At 58.7% G+C, this 22,533-nt stretch carries 30 protein-coding genes; 2 read left to right on the top strand and 28 right to left on the bottom strand.

What is annotated here, in order from left to right:
- From AADA15_RS11515 to AADA15_RS11560, 10 genes are all read right to left on the bottom strand, one after another.
- Positions 1-1,386 carry a trypsin-like peptidase domain-containing protein gene (locus AADA15_RS11515; RefSeq protein ID WP_341641709.1) on the bottom strand — a complete coding sequence of 462 codons (1,386 nt, stop codon included), beginning with the start codon at positions 1,384-1,386 and terminating at the stop codon, positions 1-3.
- A 172-nt stretch (positions 1,387-1,558) separates the two neighbouring features.
- On the bottom strand, positions 1,559-1,984 hold the full coding sequence (gene rplQ, locus AADA15_RS11520; protein WP_341641710.1) for a 50S ribosomal protein L17: 426 nt from the start codon (positions 1,982-1,984) through the stop codon (positions 1,559-1,561).
- 140 nt (positions 1,985-2,124) lie between these two features.
- Positions 2,125-3,141: a DNA-directed RNA polymerase subunit alpha gene (locus AADA15_RS11525; RefSeq protein WP_341641711.1), complete on the bottom strand. Its 1,017-nt coding sequence runs from the start codon at positions 3,139-3,141 to the stop codon at positions 2,125-2,127.
- A gap of 114 nt (positions 3,142-3,255) precedes the next feature.
- Positions 3,256-3,645, bottom strand: a complete 390-nt coding sequence (gene rpsK / locus AADA15_RS11530; RefSeq protein ID WP_341641712.1) for a 30S ribosomal protein S11 — start codon at positions 3,643-3,645, stop codon at positions 3,256-3,258.
- 15 nt (positions 3,646-3,660) lie between these two features.
- The gene (gene rpsM, locus AADA15_RS11535; RefSeq protein WP_341641713.1) at positions 3,661-4,029 is read right to left on the bottom strand and encodes a 30S ribosomal protein S13; all 369 of its coding nucleotides are present in this window, start codon (positions 4,027-4,029) and stop codon (positions 3,661-3,663) included.
- A gap of 302 nt (positions 4,030-4,331) precedes the next feature.
- On the bottom strand, positions 4,332-4,973 hold the full coding sequence (locus AADA15_RS11540) for an adenylate kinase (protein WP_341641714.1): 642 nt from the start codon (positions 4,971-4,973) through the stop codon (positions 4,332-4,334).
- Positions 4,970-6,334 (bottom strand): preprotein translocase subunit SecY, encoded by a 1,365-nt coding sequence (gene secY / locus AADA15_RS11545; RefSeq protein ID WP_341641715.1) that lies wholly within the window; start codon positions 6,332-6,334, stop codon positions 4,970-4,972. The genes AADA15_RS11540 and secY overlap by 4 nt, the downstream gene beginning before the upstream one ends.
- A gap of 109 nt (positions 6,335-6,443) precedes the next feature.
- Complete coding sequence (gene rplO / locus AADA15_RS11550) at positions 6,444-6,914, bottom strand: 50S ribosomal protein L15 (protein WP_341641716.1); 471 nt, start codon at positions 6,912-6,914, stop codon at positions 6,444-6,446.
- 156 nt (positions 6,915-7,070) lie between these two features.
- Positions 7,071-7,595, bottom strand: a complete 525-nt coding sequence (locus AADA15_RS11555; RefSeq protein ID WP_341641717.1) for a hypothetical protein — start codon at positions 7,593-7,595, stop codon at positions 7,071-7,073.
- A gap of 164 nt (positions 7,596-7,759) precedes the next feature.
- Entirely contained in the window at positions 7,760-7,975 is a 216-nt protein-coding gene (locus AADA15_RS11560; RefSeq protein ID WP_341641718.1) for a DUF1127 domain-containing protein, read from the bottom strand.
- A 297-nt stretch (positions 7,976-8,272) separates the two neighbouring features.
- Here AADA15_RS11560 and AADA15_RS11565 point away from each other — a divergent pair, with 297 nt between their 5' ends.
- Complete coding sequence (locus AADA15_RS11565; RefSeq protein WP_341641719.1) at positions 8,273-10,012, top strand: tetratricopeptide repeat-containing sulfotransferase family protein; 1,740 nt, start codon at positions 8,273-8,275, stop codon at positions 10,010-10,012.
- 103 nt (positions 10,013-10,115) lie between these two features.
- Here AADA15_RS11565 and rpmD read toward each other — a convergent pair whose 3' ends face one another.
- The 13 genes from rpmD to AADA15_RS11630 form a co-directional block, all read right to left on the bottom strand.
- The gene (gene rpmD, locus AADA15_RS11570) at positions 10,116-10,304 is read right to left on the bottom strand and encodes a 50S ribosomal protein L30 (protein ID WP_341641720.1); all 189 of its coding nucleotides are present in this window, start codon (positions 10,302-10,304) and stop codon (positions 10,116-10,118) included.
- A 12-nt stretch (positions 10,305-10,316) separates the two neighbouring features.
- Positions 10,317-10,886 carry a 30S ribosomal protein S5 gene (gene rpsE / locus AADA15_RS11575; RefSeq protein ID WP_341641721.1) on the bottom strand — a complete coding sequence of 190 codons (570 nt, stop codon included), beginning with the start codon at positions 10,884-10,886 and terminating at the stop codon, positions 10,317-10,319.
- A 126-nt stretch (positions 10,887-11,012) separates the two neighbouring features.
- On the bottom strand, positions 11,013-11,372 hold the full coding sequence (gene rplR / locus AADA15_RS11580; RefSeq protein ID WP_192965382.1) for a 50S ribosomal protein L18: 360 nt from the start codon (positions 11,370-11,372) through the stop codon (positions 11,013-11,015).
- A gap of 11 nt (positions 11,373-11,383) precedes the next feature.
- Positions 11,384-11,917 carry a 50S ribosomal protein L6 gene (gene rplF, locus AADA15_RS11585; protein WP_341641722.1) on the bottom strand — a complete coding sequence of 178 codons (534 nt, stop codon included), beginning with the start codon at positions 11,915-11,917 and terminating at the stop codon, positions 11,384-11,386.
- A 12-nt stretch (positions 11,918-11,929) separates the two neighbouring features.
- Positions 11,930-12,322 (bottom strand): 30S ribosomal protein S8, encoded by a 393-nt coding sequence (rpsH, locus tag AADA15_RS11590; protein WP_341641723.1) that lies wholly within the window; start codon positions 12,320-12,322, stop codon positions 11,930-11,932.
- 13 nt (positions 12,323-12,335) lie between these two features.
- A complete protein-coding gene (gene rpsN, locus AADA15_RS11595; RefSeq protein ID WP_192965379.1) occupies positions 12,336-12,641 on the bottom strand; it encodes a 30S ribosomal protein S14 in 306 nt (101 codons plus the stop codon).
- Positions 12,642-12,659: 18 nt separating this feature from the next.
- Positions 12,660-13,223, bottom strand: a complete 564-nt coding sequence (rplE, locus tag AADA15_RS11600) for a 50S ribosomal protein L5 (protein ID WP_341641724.1) — start codon at positions 13,221-13,223, stop codon at positions 12,660-12,662.
- Positions 13,216-13,527 (bottom strand): 50S ribosomal protein L24, encoded by a 312-nt coding sequence (gene rplX / locus AADA15_RS11605; RefSeq protein WP_341641725.1) that lies wholly within the window; start codon positions 13,525-13,527, stop codon positions 13,216-13,218. The genes rplE and rplX overlap by 8 nt, the downstream gene beginning before the upstream one ends.
- A 2-nt stretch (positions 13,528-13,529) precedes the next feature.
- Complete coding sequence (gene rplN, locus AADA15_RS11610; protein WP_005621870.1) at positions 13,530-13,898, bottom strand: 50S ribosomal protein L14; 369 nt, start codon at positions 13,896-13,898, stop codon at positions 13,530-13,532.
- Between the two features lie 100 nt (positions 13,899-13,998).
- Entirely contained in the window at positions 13,999-14,229 is a 231-nt protein-coding gene (gene rpsQ, locus AADA15_RS11615; protein WP_341641726.1) for a 30S ribosomal protein S17, read from the bottom strand.
- Positions 14,230-14,241: 12 nt separating this feature from the next.
- Positions 14,242-14,442, bottom strand: a complete 201-nt coding sequence (gene rpmC, locus AADA15_RS11620) for a 50S ribosomal protein L29 (protein WP_274849426.1) — start codon at positions 14,440-14,442, stop codon at positions 14,242-14,244.
- Between the two features lie 416 nt (positions 14,443-14,858).
- On the bottom strand, positions 14,859-15,569 hold the full coding sequence (locus AADA15_RS11625) for a sulfotransferase family 2 domain-containing protein (RefSeq protein WP_341641727.1): 711 nt from the start codon (positions 15,567-15,569) through the stop codon (positions 14,859-14,861).
- Between the two features lie 183 nt (positions 15,570-15,752).
- Positions 15,753-16,373 (bottom strand): TIGR02466 family protein, encoded by a 621-nt coding sequence (locus AADA15_RS11630; RefSeq protein ID WP_341641728.1) that lies wholly within the window; start codon positions 16,371-16,373, stop codon positions 15,753-15,755.
- Between the two features lie 204 nt (positions 16,374-16,577).
- Here AADA15_RS11630 and AADA15_RS11635 point away from each other — a divergent pair, with 204 nt between their 5' ends.
- Positions 16,578-18,740 (top strand): methyl-accepting chemotaxis protein, encoded by a 2,163-nt coding sequence (locus AADA15_RS11635; RefSeq protein ID WP_341641729.1) that lies wholly within the window; start codon positions 16,578-16,580, stop codon positions 18,738-18,740.
- Positions 18,741-19,019: 279 nt separating this feature from the next.
- On the opposite strand, the gene rplP is transcribed toward AADA15_RS11635, so the two are convergent.
- The 5 genes from rplP to rplB are packed head-to-tail and all read right to left on the bottom strand — an operon-like array spanning position 19,020 to position 21,664.
- Positions 19,020-19,433, bottom strand: a complete 414-nt coding sequence (rplP, locus tag AADA15_RS11640; RefSeq protein ID WP_341641730.1) for a 50S ribosomal protein L16 — start codon at positions 19,431-19,433, stop codon at positions 19,020-19,022.
- A gap of 12 nt (positions 19,434-19,445) precedes the next feature.
- Positions 19,446-20,156, bottom strand: coding sequence for a 30S ribosomal protein S3 (gene rpsC, locus AADA15_RS11645; protein WP_341641731.1), 711 nt, complete (start codon positions 20,154-20,156; stop codon positions 19,446-19,448).
- The gene (gene rplV, locus AADA15_RS11650) at positions 20,156-20,536 is read right to left on the bottom strand and encodes a 50S ribosomal protein L22 (protein WP_192965369.1); all 381 of its coding nucleotides are present in this window, start codon (positions 20,534-20,536) and stop codon (positions 20,156-20,158) included. The genes rpsC and rplV overlap by 1 nt, the downstream gene beginning before the upstream one ends.
- Positions 20,537-20,539: 3 nt before the next feature.
- The gene (rpsS, locus tag AADA15_RS11655; protein WP_058335693.1) at positions 20,540-20,818 is read right to left on the bottom strand and encodes a 30S ribosomal protein S19; all 279 of its coding nucleotides are present in this window, start codon (positions 20,816-20,818) and stop codon (positions 20,540-20,542) included.
- 3 nt (positions 20,819-20,821) lie between these two features.
- Positions 20,822-21,664, bottom strand: a complete 843-nt coding sequence (gene rplB / locus AADA15_RS11660) for a 50S ribosomal protein L2 (RefSeq protein ID WP_341641732.1) — start codon at positions 21,662-21,664, stop codon at positions 20,822-20,824.
- Positions 21,665-22,533: the final 869 nt, after the last annotated feature.

Consider the following 22,533-nt stretch of genomic DNA (forward strand, 5'->3'; position numbering starts at 1 on the left):
TCAAAGCCGCATGCGCAGACTGACGCGCTGGCCCCGGCGCAACAGGTCCATCGACAGCCAGCGCCCGGTCTCGGCAAGGGCATCCGCAACCTCCCCGGGACTTGTGACTTCTTCGCGGTTGATGCCCAAAAGCAAATCACCCCGCTGCAGTCCTGCCCGGGCGCCATAGGGGCCGGGATCGACCACAACGACGCCTTTGGCTGACAAGGGCAACTGCAGATCGACGATGACCCGCGGGTTCACACCCGCAACCTTGAGCCCCGGCAGAACGCTGCGCTCCCCCAGTTCGACAAGAGCCGCCTTTGGTTCATCCGGCGCAGTATACATCGCAACCGCCACCACCTCGCGCGTTCCGCCGCGCAGGCGCTCAACCTCCGATGTCCCGCCAAGACCCGCGATGGTCATGCGAAACACCATTTCCGAAGGGGAGTTCACCGGCTCTCCATCAACCGAGGTGACTATATCACCCACTTCAAAGCCAGCCTTGGCAAAGGGGCTTTCCGGGTGCAATTCCGAGATCACCATTCCCTCGGGCAGATCCATACCGAAAGAGGCCGCCAGATCCGCATCCACCGGCTGCCCTGTCATGCCCGCCCAGGGGCGTTCAAAGGATTCGACACCGCTGCGGGCCTGATGCAGGAACTCCCGCACCAGATTCGAAGGAATCGCAAAGCCGATTCCGTTGGAGCCGCCCGAGCGGCTGAGGATCCGGGTGTTGATCCCGATCAGATCGCCGTTCACGTCAATGAGAGCACCGCCCGAGTTGCCCGGATTGATCGGCGCATCGGTCTGAATGTAGTAGCCAAAGCCTTCCCCGGTGCCTGTCCCGGTGCGGGCAAGCCCAGAGATGATGCCGCTGCTGACCGTCTGTCCTACACCAAAGGGGTTGCCAATGGCCAGCGCCAACTCGCCCACCTCGACCCGGTCACTGTCCCGAAGTCGAAGGAACGGGAGGTCCTCTGCCCCCTCCAGCCGCAGGATCGCCAAATCGCTGGCCTGATCCGCCAGGATGACTTCGGCGCCATATTCCCTACGATCCGTGGTCACGACCCGGATTTCGGTGGCCATGCCGACCACGTGATAGTTCGATACGACGATGCCATCCTCGGACAGGATCACTCCCGAACCGAGCGAGTTCTGCACCCGCGGGCGTGGATTGGCAAAGTTGCGGAAAAAGTCATCAAAGAAGGGATCACCGGCAAAGGGCGAGCGTTGCCGCGTCTGCGTGACGATCTTGGCGTAGATATTCACCACCGCCGGGGCGGCCTCTTTCACAAGGGGCGCGAACCCCAGAGAGATTTCGGCCTGTGACTGCGGCACTCGCGTCTCTGCTGCGGCCTGCATGCCAAAGAGCAGCGTTACTGCAATCAATACTGCGCGGATCATTTCACCCTCATCGCCCTATTCGCCTTGTTCCCTCAGGATATGCGGAGCGCCGTTGGGGAATGCAACCACCTCCAAAAGGGATCGGCGGATTTGATGCTGCACGCCCGGACACGAAAAAACCCTCCCAGACAGGCTGGGAGGGTCAGAATGTCAGTCCAAATGGACCGCGTTCTTATTCTTCGTCAGCTGCCGCTTCGGCTTCGGCAAGGCGTGCCTTGTCGGCTGCGCCCTTGGCGTTCACGTCACGATCAACGAATTCGATGATCGCCATCGGAGCCATGTCGCCATACCGGAAACCGGCCTTCAGGATGCGAACGTAGCCGCCCTGACGGTCCTTGTAGCGGGGGCCCAGGATGTCGAACAGTTTGGTGACATACTGGTCTTCCTTCAGACGCGACGCAGCGTTGCGGCGCGAATGCAGGTCGCCTTTTTTCGCCAGGGTGATCAGTTTTTCAACGATCGGGCGCAGTTCTTTTGCCTTGGGCAGAGTGGTTTTGATCTGCTCATGCTCGATGAGCGAGCCAGCCATGTTTGCAAACAGAGCCTTGCGGTGCTCATGGGTGCGGTTCAGGCGGCGGTATCCACGTGCGTGACGCATTTTCTAGTTCCTTCTAAAGGTTTTGCTTTGTCTGGCGGCCGATGCGTGTCAGCCGCTCTCCTTGGGGCGGGTGTGCCCGGGTCGTCCCCACCACTGTGGGCATTTGAGGCTGGGGAGGGCCGAAGCCCTCCCCCATATTCTTAGAACGAATCTTCGAACTTCTTGGCCAGATCTTCGATGTTGTCCGGCGGCCAGTCCTCGACGTCCATGCCAAGGTGCAGGCCCATGCCCGACAGCACTTCCTTGATCTCGTTCAGGGACTTGCGGCCAAAGTTCGGGGTGCGCAGCATCTCTGCTTCGGTTTTCTGGATCAGATCGCCGATGTAGACGATGTTGTCGTTCTTCAGGCAGTTTGCAGACCGCACCGACAGTTCCAACTCGTCCACTTTCTTCAAGAGAAGCGGGTTGAACTCGAGACCGTCGTCTTCGTCCTGACGGCCAGCAGACTCGGGTTCTTCGAAGTTCACGAAGATCGACAGCTGATCCTGCAGAATGCGCGCAGCGTAGGCCACAGCATCATCCGGCGTGACAGAGCCATCGGTTTCCACTTTCATGGTCAGCTTGTCGTAGTCCAGAACCTGGCCTTCACGGGTCGGCTGAACGTCATAGGAGACCTTCTTGACCGGCGAGTAGATCGCATCGATCGGGATCAGACCGATGGGTGCATCTTCCGGCTTGTTCTTCTCGGCAGAGACATAGCCTTTACCGGTGTTGACGGTCAGCTCCATGAACAGATCCGCGCCATCGTCCAGGTGGCAGATCACGTGATCGCGGTTCAGAACCTCGATCCCGGCGCTTTCGGAGATGTCACCGGCGGTCACGATTGCCGGACCCTTGGCGTTGATCGACAGGCGCTTGGGGCCTTCGACTTCCATGCGCAGGGACACGCCCTTGAGGTTCAGGATGATGTCGGTCACGTCCTCACGTACGCCAGCCACGCTGGAGAACTCGTGCAGAACGTTGTCGATCTGGACGCTGGTGATGGCGGCGCCTTGCAGCGAGCTCATCAGAACGCGGCGCAGCGCGTTGCCGAGGGTCAGACCAAAGCCACGCTCCAGCGGTTCGGCAACAACGGTTGCCTGACGCGCAGGATCATTTCCCGGCTTCACTTCAAGCTGCGTCGGCTTGATCAATTCGGCCCAATTTTTATGGATCATGCAATCCCTCCATTCCTGTCCACGCCCCATGTCCAAAGGTGCGGACGCCCGAGGTTCAAAATGACGGACTGGGGCCCGACACATCCGGCGGGGCCCCAGCAATAGTCTGAAATATTAGACGCGGCGGCGCTTCGGCGGGCGGCAGCCGTTGTGGGCGATCGGGGTCACATCACGGATCGAGGTGATGTTGAAACCGATTGCAGCCAAGGCGCGCAGCGCGGATTCACGGCCCGAACCGGGACCCTGAACTTCGACCTCAAGGGTCTTTACGCCGTGTTCCTGAGCTTTCTTGCCTGCGTCCTCGGCAGCCATCTGCGCGGCATAGGGCGTGGACTTACGGGAGCCCTTGAAGCCCATGGTGCCGGCGGAGGACCAGGAGATCGCATTGCCCTGAACGTCGGAGATCAGGATCTTGGTGTTGTTGAACGAAGAGTTCACATGCGCAACACCTGTGGCGATGTTCTTGCGCTCTTTGCGCTTAATGCGGGATTTATCGCGTGCCATGTTCCGGATCCTCCCTTATTTCTTCTTACCGGCAATTGCCTTTGCGGGGCCTTTGCGGGTGCGTGCGTTGGTGTGGGTCCGCTGACCGCGAACCGGCAGGTTGCGGCGGTGGCGCAGGCCACGGTAGCAGCCCAGATCCATCAGACGCTTGATGTTCATCTGCACTTCACGACGCAAGTCACCTTCAACGGTGTAGTTCGCATCGATGTGCTCGCGGATGGCCAGAACTTCGGAGTCGGACAGCTCGTTCACACGACGGCTTGCGTCGATGCCCACTGCTTCGCAGATGGCCTGAGCGGAGGTTGTACCGATACCGGTGATATAGGTGAGGGCGATGGGGACCCGTTTGGCAGTCGGGATGTTTACGCCGGCAATACGTGCCACGTGTCACTTTCCTTTCGTTGCGGTTCCGTAGCTCCAGAACCTTTTTTCACAACGCTCAACAATGGCAGGTCCGCCGGATCGTCAAGCTTGTCTCGAGGTAGTCAAACGGCAGAAATAGTCCCGCCGCCTGGGTTGATTCCCAATAGGGATGGGCTTCCCTATGTGGATTTGCCAATCACGTCAACCCGGGCACAAAAGAAACATGCAGGTTTCCGGTTTTGTCAGGTTTTCCAGTCTCAAATCCCTGACATGAAAAGAGCCGGGGCATACCCGGCTCATTCAAGGTTTCGCGTCAAATCGGCTCAGCCAAGGATCTTTGCAATCGCGGCCTGAACATCCCCGATCGATGCCAAGCCGTCGACCTTCTTCAGTTTGCCCTTGGCATAGTAGTATCCGATCAGCGGCGAGGTCTTCTTGTAATACTCCATCAGACGAGTCTTGAGGCTGTCCTCGTTGTCGTCCGCGCGGCGCTTGATGTTGGTGCCGCCACAATTGGAGCATTTGCCATCGGCTGGCCATGGTTTGGTCTCGTCGTGATAGACTTCACCGCAGTCGCCGCAGGTGGACCGGCCGGTGATACGCGCGACAAGCGCAGCATCATCCACCGACATCTCCACAACCGCATCGAGGCTTTGCCCCATGTCTGACAGCAGGACGGTCAGCGCGTCGGCCTGGGCCAAGGTGCGCGGGAAGCCATCAAAGATGAAGCCACCATCTGCGCCTTCGGCGATCTTTTCCCGGATCAGGCCGATCACGATCTCATCGGTGACCAGCTCACCGCGGGCGATGACCTCGGCAACTTTCTTGCCCATCTCGCTGCCGCTGGCCTGTGCCTCGCGCAGCATGTCACCGGTGCTGAGCTGCACCATTCCACGGGTTTCGACAAGATGACGGGCCTGGGTGCCCTTACCGGCGCCCGGCGGGCCCAAGAGAATGATGTTCATCGGCGAGCAGGCCCCCGTTTCGTGCGTTTCTTGTTGCGGCCCCGCAGCTGGCTCTTCTCGATCAGACCCTCATACTGATGGGCCAGAAGATGGCTTTGCGCCTGCTGGATCGTATCCATGGTCACCGAGACCACGATCAGAACCGAGGTGCCGCCGAAATAGACCGGGATCGCAAACTGGCCGCGCAGGATTTCAGGCAGGATACAGACCGCTGCCAGATAAGCCGAGCCCAGCACCAGGATCCGGTTGACGACATACTCGATATATTCGGCGGTTTTCTTGCCCGGGCGAATGCCCGGAACGAATCCGTTCTGGTTCTTGAGGTTGGTCGCAACTTCCTCAGGCTTGAAGGCAACGTTGAACGTGTAGAAGTAGGCAAAGAACACGATCATCGCGACAAAGAACAACAGGTAAAGCGGCTGACCGGGGCCAAAGTTCGCCAGCAGCCAGGACATCACCGGCCCCGTGCTCGAGTCGGTCGAGAAGGTCGAGATGGTCACCGGCAACAGCAACAGCGAGCTGGCAAAGATCGCCGGAATGACGCTGGCCGGGTTCACTTTCACCGGCAGGTGAGACGAGCCGCCGTCATAGACCTTCATGCCGACCTGGCGGCGGGGATACTGGATATGGATCTTGCGCAGTGCGCGCTCCATGAAGACCACGAACATGATGACAGCAACCACCATCACGATCACACCGATCAGAACGGCGGGGCTGATGGCGCCAGACCGGCCAGAGGCAAAGAACTGGGCGATGGCTGCCGGGACCTCGGCGATAATGCCGACGAAGATAATCAGCGAAATGCCGTTGCCGATGCCGCGCTGGGTGATCTGCTCACCGAGCCACATCAGGAACATGGTGCCGCCCACCAGGGTGATCAGACAGGCCATACGGAAGTACATGCCGGGATCATGGGCCAGATTGCCCGCCTCCAGCGAAACCGCAAGACCATAGGCCTGCGCAGTTGCCAGAGCAACGGTGCCATAGCGGGTGTACTGGTTGATCTTCTTGCGGCCCTGCTCGCCTTCTTTCTTGAGCTGCTCCAATGCCGGAACCATCGAGGTCAGAAGCTGAACAATGATCGAGGCGGAGATGTAGGGCATGATCCCGAGGGCAAAGATCCCCATCCGACCAAGCGCACCACCGGTGAACATCGACACCATGCCGCCAATGCCCTGCCCGGCCGACTCCATGAACTCGCGAAGCGCGCCGGCGTCAATTCCGGGGACCGGGATGAAGGTGCCAAGGCGGTAGACGATCAAAAGGCCGAGGGTGAACAGGATGCGATTGCGCAGATCCGTCGCCTTGCCAAGTGCGGACCAGCTGGTGTTCGCCGCCATTTGTTCTGCTGCTGATACCATGAAATGGGTCTCTTTTTGCGAAAACGCCGCCCGGACCGTTTTCCGGCTCGGACGGCGTATGGGAAAACTGATGACCTATGTAAGCGGCATCGACGCCGCTCACAAGGCGTTACTCAGCAGCGGCTGCAGTTGCCACGGTCACGGTGCCGCCCGCTTTTTCAACTGCCTCAACGGCCGCTTTGGAAGCGCCGGTGACAGTGATGTTGGACTTGGCCGAGAACTCACCCTTGGCGAGGATCCGGATCCCGTCCTTCTTGCGCCGCACCAGACCGGATTCGACCAGCGAATCTTCGGTGATGGTTGCAGCGTCCAGCTTGCCAGCGTCGATGAATTTCTGGATCAGGCCGAGGTTCACAACGGCAAATGCCTTGCGGTTCGGCTTGTTGAAGCCACGCTTGGGCAGACGCTGATAGAGCGGCATCTGGCCGCCTTCGTAGCCATTGATGGCCACACCCGAACGGGATTTCTGACCTTTGATACCGCGGCCACCCATCTTGCCCTTGCCGGAGCCGGGGCCACGGCCAACACGGGTGCGTTTCTTGGTGGCGCCTGGATTGTCGCGCAGTTCATTGAGTTTCATATCGCTTCTCCTAAAGCCGGACGTGCCCCGCGAAGCGTGATGGGACAGACACGGCGTTTCTTGATTTTGATTCTGTGCCACTGGAGGACACCGGGGGCGTATAGCCCCCAGGCGTGATTGTTTCAACCCCACAGCAACAAGGTCCCGAGCGGTGGGTCAAGCGTAAAGCGCGCTCACACTGGGTTGCTCGGAAATAGCGGCAATCGCGCGGGCTCGGCATTCGGGGCACACCCGGCGGGCAATTAGCGTATCCGGTCCGGGATCGCTGAGTGTTCCTTCAATCCACTGCTGGTTGGCATGATAGCGCAGGCACTGAGTGCACTGACACGTTACGTCCAGCAGTGGGATTTTTACGACCGATGATCCAGCCTCGGATTTCTGTAATTCATGGCTAACAAAAATGCCTTGACCGCGCGTTGGCTCAATTCTCATTTGAAACCAGCGCCGAATATTCGGACCATCGCATCGATATCGCAGAGCAATCGCTGCGTCGGTTTGTCTTACATGAAAGAACAGAGCATTCAGAAACGCCTGGGTGTCAATGTCGGCGACAAAGCCCCACAACGGTCTGTTTAGAACTGTGTACTCAGAGGCGCCTGACGCTCTGGCCTCGACTGCGTAGTCATCCCAATCCGGGCTGACCTCTCTCAACACGTTCTGCGCATCTACTCGGTACCACATGGCCGCTCTCAAACGATGGAGCCCACTGCCCGTTGAAATGGTATCACACCGCCTTAAACGGAGCAAGCAGCGCGTCAAAAAGCGCGGGTCAGCCAAGGCGCGTCACATGCCTGCCGCACCGACCTTCACAAATCCTGCGTCGGGAAAGTAAACGCCCGATGCGTTCAACGGCCAAAGACGTTGCAACGGGCTACGTCTACTATGTCGCAGCGATGCAGGCCGATGTCTGCAAGTTCGCGATCGGTAAGGTTCTGCAACGCCCGATACGTGCGGCGATATTCGGAACGCTGCTTCAATGCGGCGCGAAGGGACTGCGCAATCTGGCGCAGGCGTGCCACCGGTGTTGGGCCGCGGTCGGCTGTCAGTGTTGTATATGCCATCGTGATCGTTCTCTCTTCATTCACGCGGACCCCATGCCCGGTAAACAAGTGTCATTTTCAGGAAACGCCGACATAGGATGCGCGTTCTACATCAACAACCAACACCGGTGACTTGCTGTTATGCGTTTTGGGAATGGTTATGAATTGAGCGGCATTTTGGCTTCGCGAAGAACTCTCACGCAGCTCCCACAAAAAAAATGCCGGTCTGCGGCTGGTTTGAGAAGGAATTCACATTGAATCTGCCCACGCGAACGTACACATCGCAGTGTAACGGCATAGTGATAAGGCGATTTCTGGATGATACCGACACGAGACCTGAGCGCGGTAACTTCACACCTCAACTCCGGGGCCTATAAATCGGCTTTGAAATTGGCAAAACGCCTGCAAAAGGCATACCCCCGCGACCCGATTCCATTGAACATCGCCGGTATCTGCCTGTCGGCAATGACCAAGCTTCCCGAGGCGATTGTCCAGTTTCAGCGCGCCTTGAAGATCGATCCGGGTTTTATCGACGCGCGTCACAACCTTGCGCAGACACTGATTTTGGCAGGGCGTTTCGAACTGGCCATCAAGCTCGCCTCCCCCTTGCGCGACACCGATTCGAAGGCCTGTTTCTTTCTGGCGCAGGCCCAGTTCCAGATCGGCGCCTTGGTGGATGCGGAGGCAGCAATCGATCAGGCGCTGGTTCTGAATCCCGCCTTTGCGCCCGCGCTGAACCTGCGCGGGCTCATCCTTAACAGTCAGGGGCGCGAAATCGAGGCGATTTCTGCTTTTGAGGCAGCGTTGGCGGTGGATCCCGACAATGTGGAAACCCTTGTGAACATCAGCCTGCCACTGGCGAGGCAAAACCGCCACAAGGACGGACATCAGATGGTTGAACGAGCCGTCCAACTTGCTCCGTCCCATATTGGAGCACGATTGCGGCTCGGCACCTCGTTTGTCGAAGCGGGGGACTACCGGCGGGCCAAAGAACAATTTCTCGCCATCCTGCGGCTTGACCCTTCCCATCCTCAAGCCTTTCATCAACTGACACGGCTTCTTGACCGCGAGGAGCTCACCTCGCTCGAGGCGCCGGTGACGAAAGCCCTGAAAAATGAGCGCGCGGGCTCAAGCGGCGCTGCCGAATTGCACTTCGCCCTGTCACGGATTCAGGAGGCTGGCGGAAACAAAAGCGCGGCCGCCAAGTCCCGGCACCTGGCAAATGGGATCCTCGCAAAGCTGTTCCCATATGATGCCCAGCAGGACACCGAAGAGACCGGTCGCATCCTGGCGCGGTTTCCCACGGCCACGGCAGCCTTGGTCGAGCACCCCCAGGGCCCCTTCCCGATATACGTCCTCGGCCTGCCCCGATCCGGAACATCCCTGGTCGAAGCCATGCTGAGCCGACTTGCGAATGTCGCCACACTGGGCGAGCGCGCAGCCACAGGCGTGCTGGTTCAGGACAGCCTGGCCAACGATCTTCCGTTCGATGCGCAAGCCGCCGAGGCTTTCGTCAGGCAGGATAGAGCCATGCTCCCGGAGCTTGGTCCGGATACCCTCGCCTATGTAGACAAGATGCCTGAGAACTACCGCTACATCGGTTTCCTGTGTACAGCCTACCCTCAGTGCAGGATCGTCCATGTGAGGCGCGATCCACGCGATGTCGCGCTGTCGATGTGGAAATCGTTCTTTTCGGGTCGTGCCTTGGCCTACACCTATGATCAGGCCGCAATGGCGCATCGCTTCGGGCTTTACGCGCGGTTGATGGATCACTGGACCAAGGTCTTTCCCGATCAGATCATTACGCTCGCCTACGAGGACCTCGTGTCTGATCCGGTTGGCGCAAGCAAATCCATCGCGGACTTCTGCGGGCTGACCTGGGCACCCGAAATGGCCGCCCCGCAGGACAGCGATGCGCCGACCCTGACGGCCAGTGCATCGCAAATCCGACAACCCGTCCACCAACGGTCTGTCGGAACCTGGCGGAACCATTCAGGCGACCTTGGCGAATTCCTCGCGGCCCTAGATACCAGTCTCTGGCCGGATCTTCCGGCCTGAGCCAGAACATTCTGCCCTGGTACAGCAGCCCCCCGCACTCCCGCCTTCTCATGCAAAAACGCCCCCGCGATGCGGAGGCGTTTTCGAGACAATCCCAAAGGGCTTAGTCTTTTTCTTCGACGATCTCGACCATGTGGGGGATCTTGTTGATCATCCCACGCACGGCCGGGGTGTCTTCCAGCTCGCGGGTCTTGTGCATCTTGTTCAGGCCCAGGCCGATCAGCGTCTGGCGCTGTTTGGCGGGGCGGCGGATCGGAGAACCGATCTGCTTTACAACGATGGTCTTGGCCATGTGTCCGTCTCCTTACGCTTCAGCGGCTTCGGCAGCCGGTGCTTCGTCCCGCTTAGGCAGGATGTCGGCGACCTTTTTGCCACGACGCTGTGCAACCGAACGCGGGCTCTGCTCTTTGGTCAGGCCGTTGATGGTTGCGCGGATCATGTTGTAGGGGTTCTGCGAGCCGATCGACTTGGACACAACATCCTTGATGCCGAGCATCTCGAATACGGCACGCATCGGACCACCGGCGATGATACCGGTACCTTCAGGCGCGGTGCGCATGACGACTTTGCCGGCACCGTGACGACCGTTCATGTCGTGGTGCAGGGTGCGGCCCTCTTTCAGAGGCACACGGATCATCTGACGCTTGGCCTGCTCGGTTGCCTTGCGGATGGCCTCGGGCACTTCTTTCGCCTTACCCTTGCCAAAGCCGACGCGGCCTTTCTGATCGCCGACAACGACGAGCGCGGCAAAGCCAAAGCGCTTACCGCCTTTAACGGTCTTCGAAACGCGGTTGATCGCGACCAGGCGATCTGCGAATTCCGGTGTTTCCTCTTCGCGGCGGCCACGGCCACGGCGGTTTTCACGTTCTGCCATCAGGCATTCCTTTCTGACTGGCGCGTCACAAAAGCAGGCGCCGGTTTTGCCAATCCTGGTGAGCAAGGCAGAGACCTGCCCTGCCCCCGGATCATCGGGGCGGCACAGCGCGCCGCCCACATTACTTTAGATCTTCAGACCGCCTTCACGCGCGGCGTCGGCCAGAGCCTTCACCTTGCCGTGGAACAGGAAGCCACCACGATCGAAATAGGCCTCGGAGACGCCGGCCGCCTTTGCACGCTCGGCGATGACCGAGCCCACTTTGGTGGCGGCTTCGATGTTGTTCTTGCCAACAAAGCCGAGATCTTTTTCCAGGGTCGATGCCGCTGCCAGAGTCTTGCCCGCAACATCGTCGATCAGCTGAACAGAGATGTTCTTGTTCGAGCGATGCACGGAAAGACGCAGACGACCTGCGTTGACCTTGCGAAGCTTGTTCCGGACGCGCAGGCGACGCTTCAGAAACAGGGTACGTTTGCTGTTTGCCATTTTGCTTGTCCTTACTTCTTCTTGCCTTCCTTGCGGAAGATAAACTCGCCCTTGTAGCGGATACCCTTGCCTTTGTACGGCTCGGGGCGGCGCCATTCGCGGATTTTCGCCGCGACTTCGCCAACCTGCTGCTGGTCGTTACCTTCCACAACGATTTCGGTCTGCTTCGGCGCGGTGATGGTGACACCTTCCGGAGCAACGAAGTCGACATCGTGGCTGTAGCCCAGGTTCAGCTTCAGGGTGTTGCCCTGCACCTGAGCCCGGTAACCCACACCCTGGATCTCCAGCTCTTTCTTGAAGCCGGTGGTCACGCCGGTCACGAGGTTCGCGACCATGGTACGGGACATACCCCATTGCTGACGGGCACGCTTGGACTTGCCGCGCGGCTCGATCTTCACAATGTTGTCCTCAACGGACAGGGTCACGTCGTCGGTGGCGGTGAAGCTGCGGGTCCCTTTCGGGCCTTTCACTTCGACGGTCTGGCCGGAAACGCTCGCGGAGACACCGCTGGGCAGTTCGACCGGTTTCTTACCAATACGGGACATCAATAAGCCTCCTTAGAAGACGGTGCAGAGCACTTCGCCGCCGACGTTGGCTGCGCGTGCGTTTGCGTCCGACATCACACCTTTGGAGGTGGAGACAATCGACACGCCCAGGCCCTGACGGACCGACGGGATGTCATCGACGCCCATGTAAACGCGACGACCGGGTTTGGAGACCCGCTTCAGTTCGCGAATGACAGGTTCGCCATCGAAATATTTGAGGCTGATTTCAATAGCCGGGTGGCCATTTTCACCAGTGGTCTTCTCATAGCCGCGGATGTAGCCCTCGTCCGCCAGCACATCCAGAACCCATGCCCGCAGCTTGGAAGCCGGGGTCATGACGGTGGATTTGCCGCGCATCTGAGAGTTACGGATACGGGTGAGCATATCGCCGATAGGATCGTTCATATCAGTCTCTCCCTTACCAGCTCGATTTCACCATGCCGGGGATCTGGCCATTCGAGCCCAGTTCCCGCAGAGCGATACGGCTGATCTTCAGCTTACGATAGTAAGCGTGCGGACGGCCGGTCAGCTGGCAGCGATTGTGAAGACGGGTTGCCGACGAGTTGCGCGGCAATTTCGCCAGTTTCAGACGCGCTTTGAAACGCTCTTCCATCGGGCGGCTTTCGTCATTTGCGATTTCTTTCAGCTCGGCGCGCTTTGCGGCATACTGAGCCACCAGGCGCTCGCGCTTCTTCTCGCGTTCGATCATGCTTTTCTTAGCCATGTCTCTTCCTTCCCGCGCTTAGCTGTTGAAGGGCATGTTGAAAGCTTTCAACAGCGCCTTTGCTTCCGCGTCGGTGTTCGCGGTGGTGGCAATCACAATGTCCATGCCCCAGGGTTCGTCGATCTTGTCGAAGTCGATCTCGGGGAACACCATGTGTTCTTTCAGGCCCATGGCGTAGTTGCCACGACCATCGAACGAATTGCCCGAAACACCGCGGAAGTCGCGGATACGGGGCATTGCGATGGTGATCAGACGATCCAGGAATTCGTACATCCGGTCGCCACGCAGGGTCACCTTGGCACCCATCGGCATGCCTTCGCGAACGCGGAAGCCGGCGATGGAATTCTTGGCCATGGTGGTCAGTGCCTTCTGGCCCGCGATTGCGGTCAGGTCGGCCTGAGCGGACTTGGCTTTCTTGCTGTCTTTGACGGCAGCACGGCCACAGCCGATGTTCAGAACGATCTTGTCCAGCTTGGGGATCATCATCTCGTTCTTGTAGCTGAATTCCTCTTTGAGGGCGCCACGGATGGTGTCCTTGTAGAGGTCTTTCAGACGCGGGGTGTAGTTTGCGGTATCAAGCATCGATCACGTCCCCCGTGGTCTTGGCAAAACGCACTTTCTTGTCGCCTTCCATGCGGAAGCCAACGCGGGTTGCTTTGCCGTTTGCATCCAGCAGTGCCAGGTTCGACAGGTCGATCGGCAGAGCCTTGGGCAGGCGGCCGCCTTGGCTTGTCTGGCTCGCGCGGGTGTGGCGGATCGCCATGTTCACGCCATCGACGACAGCTTTACCGGCCTTCGGGTCAACGGAAGTGATAGTCCCTTCCTTGCCCTTGTCCTTACCGGCCAGCACGACGACCTTGTCGCCTTTGCGGAGTTTAGCAGCCATGATTACAGCACCTCCGGAGCAAGCGAGATGATTTTCATGAAGTTCTTCGCGCGCAGCTCACGAACAACCGGGCCAAAGATACGGGTACCCACCGGCTCGTTGTTGTTGTTCAGGATGACGGCGGCGTTGCGATCGAAGCGGATCGCGGTACCGTCTTCGCGGCGGACTTCTTTGGCGGTGCGCACGACGACGGCCTTACGGACGTCACCTTTCTTCACGCGGCCGCGCGGGATGGCTTCCTTGACCGAGACGACGATGATGTCGCCAACGGATGCGTATTTACGCTTGGAACCACCCAGAACCTTGATGCACTGAACTCGGCGTGCGCCGGAGTTGTCAGCAACATCCAGATTGGTTTGCATCTGGATCATGTGGTTTCTCCCGACCTTTGGGGCGCCGATGCGTGGCGGAATCCCCCAGGGTTTCGACTGTGCTGAAAAGCCTAGTCGCCAGGAGCCTTGTTACAGGCTCTTAGGCTTCCAGAACTTCCCAACGTTTCGTTTTCGAGCGCGGCGCGCATTCGATGATGCGTACGGTGTCGCCGACCTTGAAAGCGTTCTTTTCATCGTGAGCCCGGTATTTCTTGGACTTACGGATGGTTTTCTTCAGAACCGGATGCGTAAAGCGGCGCTCTACGGAGACAGTCACGGTCTGTGCGTTTGCGTCGGAGGTCACGACGCCTTGCAGGATACGTTTGGGCATCTGAGTAGCTCCTTATTCAGCCGCTGCGGCAGCTTTTTCGTTCAGGATGGTTTTCACCTTGGCTGCGTTACGGCGCGCGTTGCGCACTGCAGCGGTGTTTTCCAGCTGACCGGTTGCCTGCTGAAAGCGCAGGTTGAAGCTCTCTTTTTTCATGGATGCAAGCAGATCGCGGAGCTCGTCCACGGTCTTTTCGCGCAGATCATTGGCGTTCATCGCCTTTGTTCCTTTTCCTTGGCACCAGAGGGCCCCTTTTGACGGGTCACCCTTGGGTCTGGTGGGTTATGTCGCCCGTGTCCGAAGTGTTCCGGGCACGAAAAATGGATCACCGCGACTCATCACTGAGCGCGGTGATGGGTCCATATAGGAGAGATGGCAGATGGGGGCAAGGGAAAGATTTGCGGGTGGAGGGCGCCGTCAAAAGCATCCGGTGACTGCCGCGATCTGCAGCCTTGCCACAATAGCTGGCAAACGGCTGCACGGCTGGGCTTCAGTTTGAGATGCCCGCCGCGGCCTGGACGGAATGCTTCTTCAGGGTATCGGAAGAGAGGCATTCGCTTGCCCCTGCCCACCGGGGTAGCTTGCTGCGGGCGCACCAGTGAACGGCGCAAAGAACATGGGCAGCGGTCCGCTCAGCAGCGGACGCCAGAGGTAATGCCGACCAGGGGTGCCTCTTCTCGCGGCTTCAGCTTCCTCTCAGCACCAAGGCGCTCATAGCCAAAATTGTCAAAATCCACCGCATAGTAGGATTCGATCAACTCAATGCTCCGGTCCGACAGATCCGCAACGCCTGTTCCGGGCATATGTTTGGTCTTGTTCTTGACCGCCAATTCTATGTCGCGGCCGATGAAACGCTGGATCAGCGGCCAGTCCTGGTTGACCTCCTCGAGACGGATAATGAGCTTTACCAGCGGCGCGCCATTTGCATCCACGACCCAGGGCAAGCAAGGGTGCAGTGTCATTGGCGTATCGGCAAGATGCTGCGGATCACGGCCATCGAGGGAGCGTTCAATCCACTCGTTGAGCGGCAGGTCGGCAAAGTCCGCTTCATTTGCTCCGATCTCCGAAGCGTATCGGTAAAGCGAACAGATGCGCTCATAAGGGCGGCGCACCAAAGCAAATGTCTGCTGTTTGTCCCACCGTTTCGTGCCGATCTGTTTCCGCCACACCGATGCCTTCCCATGCAGGTAGAAGTCTTGCAGAGCATCGACAACAGAAGTGCCGCCGCATTTGGGGATATGCACGAAAAAGTAAGGGCGCTGAAAAGTCTCCAGGAGCCATTTGACCATTACATGTTTTGGAATAGCCGGTTTGGCAGCGGCGTGATCGGGGAATCTCAACATTACGCACCTGAGGGTTCGAGGTTTCTGCCGAACCTTTCAGTCGCGCGTAAAAAAGCGATGAAGGATGGGGGCGCTTCGGCAATCCGCTTACTTAAAATTGGACCAAGCTCACCCGTCCCCGCCCCACCAAAGACCTCCAGATACGAGCTCTTCAGGCTTGATCTGAGCAGGACCGAACGACGCTCATTCCCACTTGTAGTTAAAGCTCACCGAAATCCGCTCGTCCTCGGCCAGGTTCAGAGGCACCTCGTGGCGGATGAAGCTTTCCCACAGAAGGACATCGCCAACCTTGGGCGACTGGTAGACGAATGTCTTCAGCTCCTGGCGGCAATCCTTGCGGCGCGGGGGGTGGGCCATCATCATCGCATGGCGCGGATCTTCCAGCTTCAGCGCGCTGGCGCCTTCGGGCATCGACACATAGGTGGTGCCCGAGATCACCGAATGCGGGTGAATGTGACTGGCGTGGGTGCCGCCCTCGGGCAGGATGTTGATCCAGAGATCCTCCAGGACCAGTTTGCGGTCATCAAGATCCAGTTCCAGATCCTCGGCAAAGGCCGCCACATGGGCATCGAGCGATTTCACCAGATCAGCAAAGATCGGGAACCGCCAGGGCAGATCGGTCAGCGAGGCATAGGAGGTATAGCCGGGATAGCCGTTCTCCTCGCACCAGTCCTGGCCGGCCTCGTCATCGGTCGCAATGACGAGGCAGGAGTTTTCAAGTTCGCCCGCGTCGATCTTGGGTCCGTGTTCAGAAAGGGACGCGCGGTAAAGACGGGTTACGAAGAGAGAGTCGATCTGAGCCATGCCGCCTCTTAGCGCGGACCGGGCGCCATTGCGAGTCCTGCCTTCAAAGGGCAGCTTGGGCACGCCTCCGGAACCTCCGATGTGTGACGCAGGCATGACAGAACTCACTTTGCTGCATGGGTCATTCAACAGTATGTTAATTTCCGCAACGTAAGCTCGAAGGATGCCGTGACGCATGCATCCCTAAGAAACGAGTACCCCCAAATGAATTTCAAGGTTTCGATAAACCTCGCCATCCTGTCCATTATTGCCTTGGGTGGGGCGATCATGATCGCACTGGCAGGAACCTCCCTTTTCACCCACCAAGTGCGCGACGACATCCAGAAAGAGGTCGCGACCATCGAAGAGCTATATCTAACGCTCGACGAAATCCGCATCGACTTCCTGATGGCGCGCCGCTCGGAAAAGGATTTCCTGCTGCGGCGTGATGAACGCTACGTTGAGAAACACGCGGCGACCATTGCCGCGATGCAATCTCATATCGAACGCGCCGGGAAATTGATGGAAACACATCCCGAGTTGAGGGGAAAGCGCGCTGCGCTGGAACAGATCGCGACCTCCATTGACGGGTACACCGCCGCTTTTGCACGCCTCGTCGACAGCAACCTCAGCCTGGGTCTTGATGAGAACTCGGGGCTTGAGGGACAGTTGCGTGAGGCTGTCCGCAATGTCGAAGGCGAGTTGGAGACCCTCAATCAGCCTGAAATGCAGGTCAAAATGCTGATGATGCGTCGCCACGAAAAAGACTTCATCATGCGCAAAACCTCGAAGTATCTCGACCGCCTGAATGCCCGTGTCGACGAATTCCTCACTTTCCCGTCGAACTACTATGGAAACGCGGATCAGGAAGCGGCGATCAAGGCACTTCTTGCGACCTATCAGCAGTCCTTTGCCGCCTTTGTGGATGAAACCCTGCGCGAAGACGGGTTGCGCGGTGAGGTCTCCGCCCACTACGCCGAAGCCGAACCGGTACTGGAACAGGTGCATGCGGACGTGCGCGTCGTTCTGGAGGAAACCCTGGCAGAGTCCACTGTTCTCAGCCAGAAAGCACAGCGCACCTCCCTTCAGGCTGGAATTGCCGGGGGCGTGGTCTTTGTTCTCGTCGCCCTCCTGCTGGCCCGTGGCATCTCCCGTCCGCTCAAGCAGATCGACCTTGTTCTCAAACAGATGATCAAGGCCGATTTCAGCCCGAAGATCCCGAACTCGCGCATTCACGAACTCTCGGCCATCAGCACCGCCGTAGGGAACTTCCGCACCGCCGAAGAGACCAAACACCAGCTGACCCAGGAGATCGCGACCGTGATCTCGGCCTGCGCCGAAGGTGACTTTTCAAAGCGCGTCACGGTTGCGAAGGATGGCGGAACCTTTGCCGAACTCGGCAAGGGCATGAACACGATCGGAGAAGTGGCCGAAAAAGGGCTCGGCGATGTTCAGAAAGTACTGGCGGCCCTGTCCAAGGGCGATCTGACCCAAGCCATGCCCGCTGGGCACAAGGGCATCTTCCACGACATCGCCAATGACATCGATCACCTTACCGACTCGCTGAGCGGGATGATGGCGCAGCTCACCTCCAGCAGCAGCATGCTGCACAACACGGCGGCCGAAATCTCTGCCGCTGTGGATGATGCATCGCGCCGCGGGGAGACCACGGCCGCATCGCTCGAAGAAACCGCCGCAGCCCTGCAAACCGTGAGCGACACGGTGCGCGGCACCGCAAAAAGCGCACAGGAAACGCGGGAGATTGTGAATTCTGCCCAGTCCAAAGCAGAACAAACCCGCGATGTTGCGAAGGACACGGTCGCAGCCATGCACCGGATCAAGGAATCCTCGGACGCGATCTCCAAGATCACCGGCATGATCGACGATGTGGCTTTCCAGACCAACCTTCTGGCGCTGAACGCCGGGGTGGAAGCCGCGCGCGCCGGCGAAGCAGGCCGCGGATTTGCTGTGGTCGCCTCCGAAGTGCGCGCCCTTGCACAAAGGTCCTCCGATGCCGCCCGTGAAATCAACAGCCTTATCGCCACCAGTACCGCCGAAGTCACCTCTGGCGTTGATCTGGTCGATGAAACAGGCACCGCGCTGGAAGCCATCGTCCAGGCGATCCAACTGGTCGTTGAAAAGGCGAATGTCATCGCCGAGAACACCGTGGATCAGTCCAACGGCCTCTCCGAAGTTAACGTCGCCGTTGAGGCGCTGGACAGTGACACCCAGAAGGGCGCGGCCATGCTGGAAGAAACGGCCGCTGCCGGTCAGTTGCTGCGTCAGGAGGCGGACAACCTGTTGACTGCGATCTCGGGCTTCCGTCTGAAAGATTCCAAGGGCGGTACAGCAGGATCAGCGGTCAGCAAGGATAGCTGGGCCGCATAAGGCCCAAGCTGCACGACAGTTGACATGGCGGCCCGCAGGTTTTCCTGCGGGCCGTTTTCGTGGTCCCTGCAATCCGCCGACCGAGCTCGCCCACTCCCACCCTATCGTGCACGACAACAGAGCCCTGCCGTCACAATGTAATGGCAGTCCTCCCCCCCCATGCCCAACAGCATCGAGTGCATCACGCTCTTTTCAGGGCGACAGACCTAGCCTGCAGGGCAAAGAAAAACCCCCGCCGATCGCTCGGCGGGGGGTTCTATTGTTGCGATAAAACCGGACTTACCAGTCTTCGCGGACAACAACGCGGGTCTTGATCGGCAGCTTCATCGCGGCAAGGCGAAGGGCCTCACGGGCGATGTCGTCATTGACGCCATCGATTTCGAACATCACGCGACCGGGCTTCACCTTGCAGGCCCAGTAGTCCACGGAGCCCTTACCTTTACCCATACGAACTTCGACGGGCTTGGAGGTCACGGGGGTATCCGGGAAGATACGGATCCAGACGCGGCCCTGACGCTTCATGTGACGCGTCATGGCACGACGTGCGGCTTCGATCTGACGTGCAGTCACGCGCTCGGGCTCGAGAGCCTTGAGACCGTAGGTGCCGAAGTTCAGATCCGAACCGCCTTTTGCCTGGCCGGAGATCCGGCCTTTGTGCATCTTGCGGAATTTCGTACGCTTGGGTTGAAGCATCTCATACCCTCCTTAGCGACGACCGCCACCAGCACCACGGGGTGCAGGGCCGTCCTGGATTTCCTGAGACTTACGATCACGCGCCTGCGGGTCATGCTCCATGATCTCGCCTTTGAAGATCCAGACCTTGATCCCGATGATCCCATAGGGGGTCATGGCTTCGGAGTGAGCGTAATCGATGTCGGCGCGCAGGGTGTGCAGCGGCACACGGCCTTCACGGTACCATTCGGTACGGGCGATTTCTGCACCACCCAGACGACCAGCGACGTTCACCCGGATACCCAGGGCGCCCATGCGCATTGCGTTCTGAACGGCACGTTTCATCGCGCGACGGAAGGACACGCGGCGCTCCAGCTGCTGAGCGATGGACTCACCAACCAGCTGAGCGTCGAGCTCGGGCTTGCGTACTTCAACGATGTTGAGGTGCAGTTCCGAGTCGGTCATCGCGGCGAGCTTCTTGCGCAGCACTTCGATGTCGGCGCCTTTCTTGCCGATGATCACGCCCGGACGCGCGGTGTGAATGGTCACACGGCACTTCTTGTGGGGGCGCTCGATGATCACGCGGGCAACGCCTGCCTGCTTGCACTCGTCCTTGATGAACTCACGGATCTTGAGATCTTCCAGCAGAAGATCACCGTAGTCCTTGGTGTCGGCGTACCAACGGCTGTCCCAGGTGCGGTTGACCTGAAGGCGCATGCCGACCGGATTGACTTTATGTCCCATTAGGCTTGCTCCTCAACTTGACGCACCTTGATGGTGATCTCAGCGAACGGCTTCAGGATCTTGCCGAAACGGCCACGGGCACGCGGGCGACCGCGCTTCATGGTCATGTTCTTGCCAACCCATGCCTCGGCGACGATCAGTTCATCGACGTCCAGGTTGTGGTTGTTCTCGGCGTTCGCGATGGCGGACTGAAGGCATTTCTTCACGTCCTGCGCGATCCGCTTGTTGGAGAAAGTCAGGTCCGTCAGGGCCTTGTCCACTTTCTTGCCACGGATCATCTGAGCCACCAGGTTAAGTTTCTGCGGGCTGGTGCGAAGCATGCGGGTTTTCGCCATTGCTTCGTTGTCGGCCACGCGGCGGGGATTTTTTACCTTGCCCATGACTTACTTCCGCTTCGCTTTCTTGTCCGCAGCATGACCATAATAGGTCCGGGTCGGCGAATACTCACCAAACTTCTGACCGATCATGTCTTCCGAGACGTTGACAGGGATGTGTTTCTGGCCGTTGTAGACACCAAAGGTCAGACCCACGAACTGGGGCAGAATGGTGCTGCGACGCGACCAGATCTTGATCACTTCATTGCGGCCCGATTCACGTGCAGCTTCGGCTTTCTTAAGCACATAGCTGTCAACGAAAGGACCTTTCCATACAGAGCGAGACATATGTTAACGCCCCTTCTTCTTGGCGTGACGCGAGCGGATGATGAGCTTCTGCGACGCTTTGTTTTTGTTGCGGGTACGCTTACCCTTGGTCGGCTTGCCCCACGGGGTCACCGGGTGACGACCACCAGAGGTACGACCTTCACCACCACCGTGCGGGTGATCGATCGGGTTCATGACCACACCACGCACCGAAGGACGCTTGCCCTTGTGGCGCATACGGCCGGCTTTGCCGAAGTTCTGGTTGCTGTTGTCGGGGTTGGAAACCGCACCAACGGTTGCCATGCATTCCTGACGGACCATGCGCAGCTCGCCCGAGGACAGGCGGATCTGTGCGTAACCACCGTCACGGCCAACGAACTGAGCATAAGTACCGGCTGCACGGGCGATCTGGCCGCCTTTGCCGGGCTTCATTTCGATGTTGTGGATGATGGTACCGATCGGCATGCCCGAGAACGGCATCGCGTTGCCCGGCTTGATGTCTGCCTTTGCGGAGGCAATGACCTTGTCACCAACTGCCAGACGCTGAGGGGCCAGGATATAGGCCTGCTCGCCGTCCTCATACTTCACCAATGCGATGAAGGCAGTCCGGTTGGGGTCATATTCAATGCGCTCGACGGTTGCGGCGACATCAAATTTGTTCCGTTTGAAGTCAACGATCCGGTAAAGACGCTTTGCGCCACCACCACGGCGGCGAGAAGTGATCCGTCCGGTGTTGTTCCGGCCGCCCGATTTGGTCAGACCCTCAGTGAGAGACTTGACCGGACGCCCTTTCCAAAGCTCCGAACGGTCGATCAGAACCAGCCCACGCTGGCCCGGCGTCGTCGGTTTATACGACTTAAGTGCCATGCTTTCTGTCTTCCGTTTAGCGTGCAGGCCCTTAGGTTCTTGTCTTTGGACCCGCTATGTTAAAGCCCCCTGATGTGCCGCATGCGGCGGGTCAGGTGACCGATCTAAAGGGCCCCGAAGGTCCCAGGTTATTCAGCATCCCGACAAAAGAGACAGCCCCGGACGAATCCGAGGCCTTCAGGATTGGTGCGATGTAGCAGAGGTTGGCGGGGGTGGCAATGGGCTACAGCTCAAAACGGCTGCTTTCCGCGTCACTCCCGTGAGACAGCCTATGCCCAACGTCATCGACCTACGCACTTAACAGTGACGGCCCTGACAATTTCTCACCCGCAGAGTTCATCGAGTACAACTCAGATATTTGCCTCGCGGCTTCGTCAGCGGAGATCTTGCCAGCCGCATGATCCTCGCGGATCTTCTTGGCCGCTTGCTTGAGTTTGTATAGTTTGTTGGCGCGAACAGAATTAGACCCTGCCGAAGAATTCGCAACGCCTTGCGGCGAACGTAAAACGACCCAACCCATACGATCCTCCTAGTGTTGTTCCTCAATATGCGCCACTAGTGGCTCAGTTGTCACCACCAATTTTTCTGCTATGGCGCCATGAAACGCGTGCGGCCTTGCACAATCCACCGATATGAACCCGATTATCTGCCTAGTAGACTTGGCCTCAACAGGTATCAGGACAATTGAACGGTAGTTGCACGAGGATTGCGTAGGACTAAAGTAAGCCTCTTTCCCGAACTTTTTTAGATCCGGCACAACTCGTGGCTGTGGACCATAAGTGCAAGCAATATGCCCCAAAACTCTTTCCAACTTCTTAAGAGAGCGATTTACAGGTCTCTCGTTGCCTGTATTGCGATGTCGGATCAAC

It is taken from the genome of Phycobacter sedimenti, assembly GCF_038148855.1.
Classification (GTDB): domain Bacteria; phylum Pseudomonadota; class Alphaproteobacteria; order Rhodobacterales; family Rhodobacteraceae; genus Phycobacter; species Phycobacter sedimenti.